The 11,990-nt window shown below is 69.8% G+C and carries 11 protein-coding genes and 1 pseudogene; 6 read left to right on the top strand and 6 right to left on the bottom strand.

Features of this window, described 5'->3' with window-relative positions; all coding sequences use genetic code 11:
* A pseudogene (locus tag BM345_RS20140) lies at positions 1-198 on the top strand (tripartite tricarboxylate transporter substrate binding protein BugD); the annotation flags it as partial.
* A gap of 25 nt (positions 199-223) precedes the next feature.
* On the opposite strand, the gene BM345_RS20135 reads toward BM345_RS20140, so the two are convergent.
* The 5 genes from BM345_RS20135 to BM345_RS20115 all read right to left on the bottom strand — a co-directional run bounded on the left by BM345_RS20135 (position 224) and on the right by BM345_RS20115 (position 6,767).
* Complete coding sequence (locus BM345_RS20135; protein ID WP_093382642.1) at positions 224-1,405, bottom strand: ROK family transcriptional regulator; 1,182 nt, start codon at positions 1,403-1,405, stop codon at positions 224-226.
* Between the two features lie 13 nt (positions 1,406-1,418).
* Complete coding sequence (locus BM345_RS20130) at positions 1,419-2,186, bottom strand: ATP-binding cassette domain-containing protein (RefSeq protein WP_093382639.1); 768 nt, start codon at positions 2,184-2,186, stop codon at positions 1,419-1,421.
* 1 nt (position 2,187) lies between these two features.
* Positions 2,188-3,375 carry a sugar ABC transporter permease gene (locus BM345_RS20125; RefSeq protein WP_093382636.1) on the bottom strand — a complete coding sequence of 396 codons (1,188 nt, stop codon included), beginning with the start codon at positions 3,373-3,375 and terminating at the stop codon, positions 2,188-2,190.
* 31 nt (positions 3,376-3,406) lie between these two features.
* Positions 3,407-4,423 carry a D-xylose ABC transporter substrate-binding protein gene (xylF, locus tag BM345_RS20120; RefSeq protein ID WP_093382634.1) on the bottom strand — a complete coding sequence of 339 codons (1,017 nt, stop codon included), beginning with the start codon at positions 4,421-4,423 and terminating at the stop codon, positions 3,407-3,409.
* A 238-nt stretch (positions 4,424-4,661) separates the two neighbouring features.
* Positions 4,662-6,767: a PQQ-dependent dehydrogenase, methanol/ethanol family gene (locus BM345_RS20115; protein WP_093382631.1), complete on the bottom strand. Its 2,106-nt coding sequence runs from the start codon at positions 6,765-6,767 to the stop codon at positions 4,662-4,664.
* A 134-nt stretch (positions 6,768-6,901) separates the two neighbouring features.
* Between BM345_RS20115 and BM345_RS20110 the strand changes: the two genes are divergently transcribed.
* Entirely contained in the window at positions 6,902-8,161 is a 1,260-nt protein-coding gene (locus BM345_RS20110; RefSeq protein WP_093382628.1) for a helix-turn-helix domain-containing protein, read from the top strand.
* Between the two features lie 22 nt (positions 8,162-8,183).
* On the opposite strand, the gene BM345_RS30210 is transcribed toward BM345_RS20110, so the two are convergent.
* The gene (locus BM345_RS30210; RefSeq protein ID WP_175545073.1) at positions 8,184-8,327 is read right to left on the bottom strand and encodes a hypothetical protein; all 144 of its coding nucleotides are present in this window, start codon (positions 8,325-8,327) and stop codon (positions 8,184-8,186) included.
* On the opposite strand from BM345_RS30210, the gene BM345_RS20105 reads away from it, so the two are divergent.
* From BM345_RS20105 to BM345_RS20090, 4 genes are all read left to right on the top strand, one after another.
* A complete protein-coding gene (locus tag BM345_RS20105; RefSeq protein ID WP_254789834.1) occupies positions 8,317-9,288 on the top strand; it encodes a thiamine pyrophosphate-dependent dehydrogenase E1 component subunit alpha in 972 nt (323 codons plus the stop codon). The genes BM345_RS30210 and BM345_RS20105 overlap by 11 nt on opposite strands.
* Positions 9,279-10,286, top strand: a complete 1,008-nt coding sequence (locus BM345_RS20100; RefSeq protein WP_254789832.1) for an alpha-ketoacid dehydrogenase subunit beta — start codon at positions 9,279-9,281, stop codon at positions 10,284-10,286. The genes BM345_RS20105 and BM345_RS20100 overlap by 10 nt, the downstream gene beginning before the upstream one ends.
* A 9-nt stretch (positions 10,287-10,295) precedes the next feature.
* Entirely contained in the window at positions 10,296-10,769 is a 474-nt protein-coding gene (locus BM345_RS20095; protein ID WP_093382620.1) for a MarR family winged helix-turn-helix transcriptional regulator, read from the top strand.
* Positions 10,770-10,903: 134 nt separating this feature from the next.
* On the top strand, positions 10,904-11,923 hold the full coding sequence (locus tag BM345_RS20090; protein ID WP_093382617.1) for a Bug family tripartite tricarboxylate transporter substrate binding protein: 1,020 nt from the start codon (positions 10,904-10,906) through the stop codon (positions 11,921-11,923).
* Positions 11,924-11,990: the final 67 nt, after the last annotated feature.

Raw genomic sequence — 11,990 nt, 5'->3', positions numbered from 1 at the left:
GCGCCGGTGCTCAAGAAGATCAACGATGCGCTGAAGGTGGCCCTGAAGGACCCGGACTTCATCAAGAAGCAGGAAGGCCTGGGCGCGGTGGTGGTGAGCGACAAGCGCGTGGAGCCGGCCGAGCACAAGAAGTTCGTGCAGGCTGAGGTCGCGCGCTTCGGCCCGGTCATCAAGGCCGCCGGCGTCTACGCCGACTGATCGATCTCCAGCCCCGCCGGGCTGATCAGGCCGCCGCGCCCTCGTGGGCCCGGCGGCTTTTTTGTACCTGGTGCTCGCGCCGAGCTCCCGCATCCGGATGCATGGGGCGCAGGTACTCGTGCAGCGCGAAGGCGGCCGCGCCCACCGCCGGCGCCAGCGCGCCGTAACGCGCGGCGCGCAGTTGCGGCGCAGGCATGGCGGCGGCGTCGGCGAATCGCTCCACCGTCTGCATGGCCGCCTCCAGCAGTTCGGGATGCGCGGCGCAGCATTCGCCCCCCACCACGATCACCTTCGGATTGAAGGTGACCCACAGGTTCTGCAGCAGCACGCCCAGGAAGGCACCCGCGCGCGCCGGATCGGCGTCGGGCCGGTTCAGTGCGCGGGCGCCGAAGAAGGCCTCGGCACAGCCAAGCCGCCCGCAGGAGCAGCGCGGCCCGTCCACCTGCAGGATGGTGTGGCCGATCTCGCCGGCCATGCCCTGCGCGCCCACGAAGAGGCGGTCGTTGAGCACGATGCCCGCGCCCACGCCGAAGTCGCAGTTGACGAAGACCAGCGGGTCTTCGCCCTCGCCTTCGGGCGCGAACTCGTATTCGCCCAGCGCGGCCGCGTCGGCCTCGTTCTGCAGTTGCACCGGCACCGTCGGCACGCCGGCCGTCGCGAGGGCGGACATCAGGAGCGGCATCAGGTCCACGTTGCGCCAGCCCAGGTTGGGAGCGAAGCGCACCAGGCCGCTGAGGTCGTCCACCGCGCCGGGCACGCCGATGCCGATGCCCGAGAGCGCCAGCCCGCGCTGCGCCAGTTGCGCATGGGCGCGCGCCACCATGGCCGCGGCCTGGCGGCAGGCTGCAGCGGGGGCCCCATCGTCCAATGCCTCGGTGGCCGAGCACAGCAGCTCGCCCTGCAGCGACACGCCCACCACGCGCAGCACCTCCACGCCAATCTCGATGCCGATGAGCGCGCGCACGCCGACGTTGATGGCCAGCGGCGTCGAGGGCCGGCCCAGACCGTCGCCCGCCATGGTCGCGCCCGACTCGCACAGCCAGCCGTCGTCCAGCAGCTCGCGCACCAGCAGGCTCACGGTTGACTTGGTGAGGCCGCTTTCCTGCGCCAGCCGGGCCCGAGACAGCCCCGGCTGCGCGCGCAGGAGGCGCAGCAGCACGCTGCGGTTGATGCGCTTGACCAGCTGCTGGTCGCCGGTGGTCTTCATGCGCCCTCGCCCGTCATTCGGCGCGCACGGTCTGCGCCTTGCCCTCGGGGCGCTTGCCCGCAATGATCATCCCGAGCACCTCGTCCTCGGTCACGTCCTCGGTGCGGTAGGTGCCCACGAGCCTGCCGTTCTTCATCACCGCCAGGCGATCCGACAGGCCGAACACGTCGGGCATGTCGTGGGTGATGAGGAAGATGCCCACGCCGTCGGCCTTGAGCTGTCGCACCAGGTCGCCGACCATCGCCGTTTCTTCCGGGCCCAGCGCGGCGCAGGGCTCGTCCATGATCAGGATGCGGGCGTTGAAGTACAGCGCCCGCGAGATCGCCACCACCTGCCGCTGCCCGCCCGACAGGCGCCGCACCGGCACGCGGATGTTGGTGAAGTTCTTGTTCAGCCGCTGGAAGACCTTGCGCGCCTGCACTTCCATGAAGTGGTCGTCCAGCGTGCGCCAGGGCGTCATCTTCTCGCGGCCCAGGAAGAGGTTGGCCACCGAGTCCAGGTTGTCGGCCAGCGCCAGCGTCTGGTAGATGGTCTCGATGCCCTGCGCCTGCGCCTCGGAAGGCGTGCGGATGTTCACCGGCTGCCCGGCGATCACGACGTCGCCGGTGTCGATGGGATAGGCGCCGGCCAGCATCTTCATCAGCGTGGACTTGCCCGCGCCGTTGTGGCCCAGCAAGGCCACCACTTCGCCGGGATGCAGGTTGACCGAAACACCATCGACCGCCTTGATGCCGCCGAAGCTCTTGTGGATGTCGCGCAGCTGCACGAGGGGAGTCGTCACCTCAGTTCTCCCCGAACTTGCGCCGGTACAAGACGTCGAACACCACCGCGGCGATCAGCACCTGGCCGATGATGACCATGCGCCGGCCGATGGGCACGTCCAGCAGCAGCATGCCGCTGTCCAGCGACTGCATGATGAGCGCGCCCAGCACCGAGCCGAAGATGGAGCCGCTGCCGCCCGCCAGCGCCGTGCCGCCGATGACTGCGGCCGCGATCACGTACAGCTCCATGCCGGTGCCCAGCGAGTTGGTGCCGGCGTTCAGGCGCGCGATGGACACGATGGCCGCCACCGTCACCAGCACCGCCAGCAGCGCGAACAGCATCAGCGTCACGCGCTTGACCGGAATGCCTACCAGCGCCGCCGCGTCGGGGTTGCCGCCCATGGCGAAGACGTAGCGGCCGAAGCGCGTGCGGTGCACGATGAAGGACAGCACCACCGCCACCACGCCCCAGATCAGCACCGGGATCGGCAGGCCCTGGGCCTCGTCCTTGGACGGGATGCGGTAGCTGTTCATCACCCACGCGAAGGCGAACACCACCACGATCGGCGCGGCCAGCAGCGCCAGCTCCAGCCACAGCGCCTCCACCGGCATGCCGTGGCGCTGGCGCGCGCGCCGGCGCTGCACCATGCGCACCGCCAGCACCGCTGCGACGAAGACCGCCAGCACCCAGGTCCAGGTGGTGCCGATGCCTCCGTCGTAGCCGCCGCCCAGGCGCTGGAAGAACTCGTCGTTCACCGGCTGCGTCTTGCCGTCGGCCACCAGGAAGGCGGCGCCGCGAAAGGACATCAGCCCGCCCAGCGTGACCACGAAGGAAGGCACGCCCAGCACTGCCGTCAGCCAGCCCTGGTAGATGGACACCAGCAGCGCCACCGCCAGCCCCGCCAGGCAGGCCGTCGGCCACGACCAGCCCGAGGTGTACTGCAGGTAGGCGATGAGCACGCCCACGAAGCCCATCACCGAGCCCACCGACAGGTCGATGTGGCGGGCCACGATGATCAGCACCATGACGGTGGCGACGATGCCCACCACCGCCGTCTGCTGCGCCACGTTGTAGAGGTTTTCGGGCGAGAGGAACACGCCGCCCGAGAGGATGTGGAAGCCGATGCCCAGCGCCGCGAGCAGCACGCACATCAGCAGGAGGCGCAGGTCGATGCCGACCCGCCGCCAGACCGGCAAGTTCTGATTCATGGCGATAGGCGCGCGCCGGAGCGCGGCGCAGTTACTTGCAGGCGGCGGGCGCCTTGTCGGCTGCGACGCCCTTGCACAGCTCGTCCTTCTTGATCCAGCCGGCCTTCACCACCACGTCCAGGTTGTCCTTGGTGATCGGCACCGGCGTCAGCAGGCGTGAGTCCAGCGCGATCTTCTTCTCGCCACCGCTCCACTTGGCCGACTTGGCCACCGGCTTGCCGCCAGCCAGCGACACGGCGGCCTCGGCCGCTTCCTTGCCCAGTTCGCGCGAGTCCTTCCACACCGACACCGTCTGCGTGCCCAGGGCCACGCGGTTGAGCGCGGCGAAGTCGGCGTCCTGGCCCGACACCGGGATGCCGCGGATGCCCTTGGCGCTGAGTGCCGCCACCACGCCGCCGGCGGTGCCGTCGTTGGCCGCCACCACCGCGTCCACCTTGTTGGCGTTCTTGGTGAGGATCTGCTCCATGTTCTTCTGCGCCACCTCGGGCTTCCAGCCGTCGGTGTACTCGTCGCCCACGATCTTGATGTCGCCCTTCTTCACGGCGGCGTCTACCACCTCCTGGGCACCGGCGCGCAGGAAGTTGGCATTGGGGTCGGTGGGCGAGCCCTTGATGAAGACGTAGTTGCCCTTGGGCGCCGCCTTGAAGACCTCGCGCGCCTGCATGCGGCCCACCTCGACGTTGTCGAAGGTGATGTAGAAGACGCCGGGCGCCTCGATCAGCCGGTCGTAGGCCACCACCGGGATCTTCTGGCGCGTGGCCTTGGTCACCGCCGGCAGGATCGCGTCCTTGTCCATCGCCAGCACGATCAGCGCCTTGGCGCCCTTGGAGATGAGACCGTCGATGTCGGCCAGCTGCTTCTCGGGCGAGCCGCCGGCATCGGCGCTGATGTACTTGGCTCCCTGCTTCTCCAGCTGCGCCTTGATGGCCGCCTCGTCGGTCTTCCAGCGCTCTTCCTGGAAGTTGGACCAGCTCACGCCGACGATGGTCTGCGCCGATGCGCCGAAGGCGGCCAGGCCGAGGGCCAGCGCGGTCAGGGTGTGCTTCATGTTGCGGGTCTCCTGCAGGTGTTGTTGGTTCTGACGCCCGGATTAGTTCGGGCGTCGAACTATGTTCCCAACACCTGCTCCGCCGTATAGGGACAATCCCTCTGCCACCCCCCCGGAAACGACCAGGGAAGCCAGCCCCCGCACCGCGGAACCGGCTTTGCCGGGCCGCAGGTGGGGTCCCCTCCTCGGGAGGTGGCGAACTACACGCAGCGAAGCGGAGTGAGAAGCCGGGAGGCCTTTATTTGGGTCTGATTGCGTCCGCGGTGCCTTGGATGAAGGCCTTGATTTTTTCGACGTCGTCCGCGGTCAGCTTGCCGCTGAAGTCCGGCATGCCGCGCTCCATAGCGGGGCCCTTGAAGACCACCTTGTCGAGGTTCTCGATCATGGCGGGGTTCATGTAGGCCAGGTTCGGGATGTTGCCGCCGCGGTCCACGCCCGGCACGCCGTGGCAGAAGACGCAGTTGCTCACGTACAGCAGCGTGCCGTCCGGCACCTTGGCCGGGTCGTACTTCACGCCCTGCAGCAGCTTGTCCATGCGGTACTGCACGAAGTCCGGCGCCTTGGCGTTGCCACCCAGCACGAAGGTGTAGACCGTGCCCGGGCCCTGCCGCTCGGTGGCGCGCTGCGCGATGCCGTACACGCCGCCCCAGCCCACCGCCACCGACACGTACTGCTTGCCGTCGACCATGTAGGTGGCCGGCGCCGCCACCACGCCGGTGCCGGTGGGCGTCTCCCACAGCTTCTCGCCGGTCTTCGCGTTGTAGGCCACCAGGCGTCCGTCGGCCGTGCCCTGGAAGACCAGGTTGCCCGCGGTGGTGAGCGTGCCGCCGTTCCAGGGCGAGACGTGCTCCACCGTCCAGGCCGCCTTCTGCTGCACCGGGTCCCAGGCGATCAGGCGGCCGAAGGGCTTGCTCTTGGGCGGCTCGGCGTTGATGAACATGGCCGTGTTCCAGCCCAGGCCCGAGTGCGGCCGGGCCGGCGCGCTCTCGTTGAACTTCCAGTCCTTGTCGTCCATGAGCGAGAGCGGGATGTTCTGCGCCGGCAGGTAGGCCAGCCCGGTCTGCGGGCTGTAGGACATGGGGTGCCAGTTGTGCGCGCCGAAGGGGCCGGGCACGGAATCACCCGGCTTGGTGTTCTCGCGGGCCGCCGCCACCTCGATGGGCCGGCCGTTCTTGTCGTAGCCGGTGGCCCAGTTCACGTCCACGAAGTTCTTCGCCGAGATGAACTTGCCGTTGGTGCGGTCGATGACGAAGAAGAAGCCGTTCTTGGGCGCATGCAGGATCACCTTGCGCGGCTTGCCGTCCACCTTGATGTCGGCCAGGATCATCGGCTGGGTGGCGGTGTAGTCCCAGTTGTCGCCGGGCGTCTCCTGGTAGTGCCAGACATACTTGCCGGTGTCGGGGTTGATGGCGACGATGGAGGACAGGTACAGGTTGTCCCCGCCCTTGGGGCTGCGCTTGCTGCGCGCCCAGGGCGAGCCGTTGCCGGTGCCCACGTACATCAGGTTGAGCTCGGGGTCGAAGGTGAGCGAGTCCCACGCGGTGCCGCCGCCGCCCGACTCCCAGTACTTGTTGGCCGGGTCCCAGGTCTTGGCGGCGCGGGCCATGGACTCGTCTTCAAAGGGCTTGGAGGGGTCGCCGGGCACGGTGTACCAGCGCCACTTCTGGTCGCCGGTGGCGGCGTCGTAGGCCGTGATGTAGCCGCGTGCGCCGTACTCGGCGCCGCCGTTGCCGATGATGACCTTGCCCTTGAAGACGCGCGGCGCGCCGGTGATGGTGTAGGAGAACTTGGAATCGCCGACGGTGTTCTTCTCCCAGACCACCTGGCCGGTGGCCGCATCCAGCGCGATGAGGCGCCCGTCGTAGGCGCCCACGTACACCTTGCCCTGGTAGAGCGCCACGCCACGGTTGACCACGTCGCAGCAGCCCTTGAAGCCCTGGGCCTTGTCCACCTTGGGATCGAAAGTCCAGATCTTCTGGCCGGTGCGCACGTCGATGGCGTGCACCACGCTCCAGGACGCGCTGACGTACATGATGCCGTCCACCACCAGCGGGGTGGCCTCCACGCCGCGCGTCGATTCCAGGTTGTACGACCAGGCCAGGCCCAGGTCCTTCACGTTGCCGGCGTTGACCTGCTCGAGCTTCGAGAAGCGCGTCTCCGCGTAGTCCAGCCCATGGCTGGGCCAGTCCCCCGTCCTGGCCGCATTGGCGCGGATGAAGGCGCCGTCGACCTTGGCGGTGGCCGACTTGATGTGGTCCGGCGTGCCCTTGCCCTGGGCAGCCACGCCGGCCGCGGCCAGGCACAGCAGCGCGCCCAGCGCACACGCGCGGTGGAGCTTGTTCATCGTGATGTCTCCTGTTTCGTTGTGGCCGAAGAATCGTCGGCGCACCTTCTTTCTTCACCTTCGGGATTTCCCTAGCGCCAATCTGTTCCATTGCGGAACAGATTCGGTCGCCCCACCCGAGGAGGAAACGCCGCATGCCCCTGCCAGCGAATCCCGGCGCCGACGACAGCAGCAGCCCGCGCGAGCTGTTCCCGCGCACGCGTGCCGAGCGCGTGGCGCTGGCGCGCCAGCAGTTCTTCGAGGAAGGCGTGCGCCCTTCGGGCCTGGTGGGCGAGGCTGTGCTGCAGTCGTGGATGCGCTGCACCCGCGCCCACAGCGACAGCCAGCGGCCGGTGGCCTTCGATCCGGTCACGCCCAGCCGCCTGCATGCCACGCTGGGGCGCAACCGCGAGCTGCTCGACGCCGCCCGCGCCGAGCTGCAGACCATGGAAAGCTCGCTGGCCGGCACCGACGCGCGCGTGCTGCTCACCGACGCGCAGGGCGTGATCGTGCACGCCACCCACCATCCCCTCGCCGCGGCGCAGCCGGTGCTCAACCGCACCGCGCGCGTGGGCGTGAACATCGCCGAGCGCATGGTGGGCACCACCGCGCCGGGCATCGTGGCCTGCACCGGGCAGGCGGTGACGGTGAACGGCGCGGAGCACTACTTCAGCGTGCTGCACGAGATGCATTGCGCCGCCGCGCCGATCCGCGACGTGCAGGGCCGGCTGGCCGCGGTGCTGGACGTGAGCGTGGAATCGCGCCCCTTCAGCTTCGGCGCCGCACAGCTGGTGGCGCTGTTCGCCACCACCATCGAGAACCGCCTGCTGGTGGCGCAGTCTCAAGGCTGGCTGCTGCTGCGCTTCCAGGCCAGCCCTGCGCTGCTGGGCACGCCGCTGGAGGCGCTGGCCGGCATCGGGCCGGACGGGTGCGTGGCCTGGCTCAACGGTGCGGCCGAACGGCTGGTGGGCCCCTTGCTCGACGATGCGCCGCGCGGCGTGGAGCCGATGTTCGGCGTGGACCTGGCCACGCTCCTGCGCCTGAGCCGCAGCGATGCGGCGCAGCCGCTGCGCCTGGCCAACGGCCTGGGCGTGTGGCTGCAGGCACGGCTGCAGGCCGGGGACGGCCTGGACTTCCGCCATGCGGTCGGGTTCGTGACGGCCGCCGACGAGCCACACATCCGCCCGGCTGCCGAGCCCGTACCTGGCGCGGGCGCAAGCGATGCACCGGCCGCCGTCGACGACCGCGATGGCAGCCTGCGCGGCCACGGCCGCAAGCTCATCGAGGACACGCTGGCCGCGCACGGCGGCAACATCTCGCAGGCGGCGCGGCAGCTGCGCGTGTCGCGCGGCACGCTGTACCGGAGACTCAAACATTGGCAGCACGACGACGACAGCGGCGCGAGCGGCGACTGAGTCCGCCATCCGGTGGACCGGGTTAGTCCGCACACACCCAGATCGTCACGATCGTTACGATTTCCCGCTTGGCGCAGGCCTGCGCCGGAATCGAGATGGACTTGACGACGACGACTTCAGCTTCAAGACAGGCGCCCTTGGCGCTGTACCGGACGATGGTGCGCATCCGCGCCTTCGAGAATGCCGCCGAGGTGGCCAGCCAGGGCGGCGTGAGCGCCTACGGCCAGCAGGCCGGCGCCGCCGCCAAGGTGCGCGGGCCGCTGCACCTTTCCACCGGCCAGGAGGCGGTGCCTGCCGGCGTGTGCGCGCACCTGCGGCCCACCGACTACCTCACCTCCACCCACCGCGGCCACGGCCACACGCTGGCCAAGGGCGCGGACCTCACCCGCATGATGTGCGAGCTCTTCGGCAAGGCCACCGGCTTCAACGGCGGCAAGGGCGGCTCCATGCACATCGCCGATTTCTCGGTGGGCATGCTGGGTGCCAACGGCGTGGTGGCGGCCGGCCTGCCGATCGCGGTGGGCGCGGCGCATGCGCAGAAGATCCAGCAGCGAGACGCCATCACCGCCTGCTTCTTCGGCGATGGCGCGATCAACCGCGGGCCTTTCCTGGAAGCGCTCAACTGGGCGCGCGTGTACGAGCTGCCGGTGCTCTTCGTGTGCGAGGACAACCGCTGGAGCGCCACCACCGCCAGCGGTCCGATGACCGCCGGCGACGGTGCCTCGGCGCGCGCCGCGGCGATGGACATCGCGTCGCGCCAGGTGGACGGCAACGACGTGTTCGCGGTACACGAGGCCGCGGCCGAGCTGGTGGCGCAGGTGCGCGGCGGCAGCGGACCGCGCCTCCTGCATGCGCTGACCTACCGCGTGAAGGGCCATGTGTCCGTGGACCTCGCCGCCTACCGCGACCCCCGCGAACTGGAGGCCGCGCTGGACACCGACCCCCTCGCCCGCGCACGCGCGCACCTGCTCGAGAGCGGCACCGCGGCCGCGGAGCTGGACGCCCTCGAGACGGCCGCCCAGGCCGAGGTCGATGCCGCGCTGGCAACAGCCGACGCGGCGCCCTGGCCGGACGCGCAGGCCGCCTTCAGCGATGTGCAGGACACGGGAGCCGGCCAATGGATCTGACGATGCAGCAACCCGGCGCCGGCCGCTTCGCCTTCGGCGAGCTGCACGAGATGAGCTACGCGCAGGCCGCCGCCATGGCGGTGCTGCGCGAGATGGAAGTCGATTCGCGCGTGGTGGTGCTCGGCGAGGACGTGGGCCGCGGCGGCATCTTCGGCCAGTACGCGGGCCTGCAGGCGCGCTTCGGCACCAGCCGCGTGATCGACACGCCCATCAGCGAGGCTGCCATCATGGGCGCCGGCGTGGGCATGGCGCTGGCCGGCCTGCGCCCGGTGGTCGAGATGCGCGTGGTCGACTTCGCGCTGTGCGGCATGGACGAGCTGGTCAACCAGGCCGCCAAGAACCGCTTCATGTTCGGCGGCCAGGGCCGCGTGCCACTGGTGGCGCGCATGCCAGGCGGCATCTGGGACGCCTCGGCAGCGCAGCACTCGCAGTCGCTGGAGGCCTGGTTCGCGCACCTGCCGGGGCTGGTGGTGGTGTGCCCGTCGACGCCGCAGGACAACTTCAGCCTGCTGCGCGCGGCCATGCACTGCGGCGACCCGGTCGCCTACATCGAGCACAAAACCCTGTGGGGCCTGCGCGGCGAGGTCGACCCCGGCCAGACCGCGAAGCTGGGCGAAGGCCGGCGCGTGCGCAAGGGCAACGCCATCACCATCGTGAGCTGGAGCCGCCAACTGCATGTGTGCGAGGCCGCCTGCCGCGAGCTGGCCGAGCAGGGCATCGAAGCCGACCTGATCGACCTGCGCACCCTGTGGCCCTGGGACCGCGAGATGGTGCTCGAATCCTGCGGGCGTACCGGGCGCCTGCTGGTCGCGCACGAGGCGGTGCAGACGGCCGGCTTCGGCGCCGAGATCGCCGCCACCGCGGCCGAGGCCACCGGCTGCAAGGTGGCCCGGCTGGGCGCGCCGCGCATCCCGGTGGGCTACTCGCCGGTGCTGGAGGCGCAGTCGCGCATCGATGCCACGCGGGTCACCGACGCCGCCCTGCGCATGCTGGGCTGATAGGCCGCCATGGTCGACGATCTGCTCTTCTTCAAGCTGGTGCGGGTCGTCAATCTCACGGCGCGGCCTTTCGCGCAGCGCGTGGGCAAGGAGCAGCAGCTCTCGCTCAACGAATGGCGCGTGATGGCGCTGGTGGGCGCGCAGCCCGGCTGCACCGCCAGCCAGGTGGCCGAGCACACCGGCCTGGACAAGATGGCGGTGAGCCGCGCGCTGGCCGGCCTGCAGAAGGCCCGCCGCATCCAGCGCCAGGACGACCCCACCGACCAGCGGCGCACCCGCCTGTCCCTCAGCGCGGCGGGCCGTGCGGTGTATGCGGTGGCCTTCGCGCGTGCACAGAAGCGCGAGGCCGAGCTGTTCGAGGGCTTGACGGCCAGGGAGCGAACGATGCTGAGCACGATGCTCGACAAGCTCGTCGCGAGTGTCTCGGCCGCCGACGACGAGGCACCGGTTGCGCGGACCCGCGCCGCGCCGAGGAAACCTTAAGCAACATGGTGCGCGCTTCGTTGTAGCGCGGGTTGGGTAACTACGGGAAGCAAGGGCGGCGCTTCGCGCTTACAACCGGGCGAAGCCGACCGACAACGTCGTCCACTTGATCGCCCATTTCCGAAAGCCTTGGCATGACTTCTTCCTTCCGCCCCCAACGACGCCATTTCTCGCTTGCCGCCTGCGCCGCTGCCGCCAGCCTGCTCTGGACCGGCCCCGCCTTCGCCCAGGCCGCCTGGCCGACCAAGCCGGTGCGCATCGTGGTGCCCTTCGCACCGGGCGGCACCACCGACATCCTGGCGCGCGCCATTGCGCCCGAGCTCTCCAAGGCCTTCGGCCAGCAGTTCATCGTGGACAACCGCGCCGGCGCCGGCGGCAACGTGGGCGCCGAGATCGTGGCGCGCGCGGCGCCCGATGGCTACACCCTGCTCATGGGCACGGTGGGCACGCACGGCATCAACCGCGCGCTCTATCCCAAGCTGCCCTTCGACCCGATCAAGGACTTCATGCCCATCACCCTGGTCGCGGCGGTGCCCAACGTGATGGAAATGAACGCCGAGAAGGCCAGGCAGCTGGGCATCAACAACGTGAAGGACTTCATCGCCTACGCCAAGACGCACCCGGGCAAGCTGAGCATGGCATCCAGCGGCAGCGGCACCTCGATCCACCTGGCCGGCGAGCTGTTCAAGAGCATGACCGGCAGCTTCATGACCCACATCCCTTACCGCGGCTCGGGCCCGGCCCTTCTGGACCTGGTGGCCGGCAGCACCGACGTGATGTTCGACAACCTGCCTTCGTCCATGCAGCAGATCAAGGCCGGCAAGCTCAAGGCGTTGGCCGTGACCAGCGCGCAGCGCTCGCCCGCCCTGCCCGACGTGCCCACCGTGGAAGAGGCCGGCGGCCCCGCCCTCAAGGGCTACGAAGCCAGCTCGTGGTTCGGCCTGCTCGCGCCCGCCGGCACGCCGCCCGACATCGTCAACCGCATCCAGCAGGAAGTCGCCAAGTCCCTGGGCACCCCCGCCATCAAGGAAAAGCTGGTCGCCCAGGGCGCCATTCCCAGCGGCAACAGCCCCGCCGACTTCGCGAAGCTGATCGACAGCGAACACAAGAAATGGGCGGCGGTGGTGAAGGCCTCAGGCGCGACCGTCGACTAACCACACCCGAGCCAAGCAACGCACCGAGGAACCGGCTTCGCCGGGCCTCAGGTGTGGTCTCCCCCTC

This window comes from Variovorax sp. OV329 (assembly GCF_900114785.1).
GTDB lineage: Bacteria > Pseudomonadota > Gammaproteobacteria > Burkholderiales > Burkholderiaceae_C > Variovorax.
The sequence above is the reverse complement of the archived record's forward strand: the minus strand, read 5'-3'. Positions and strand labels throughout refer to the sequence as shown.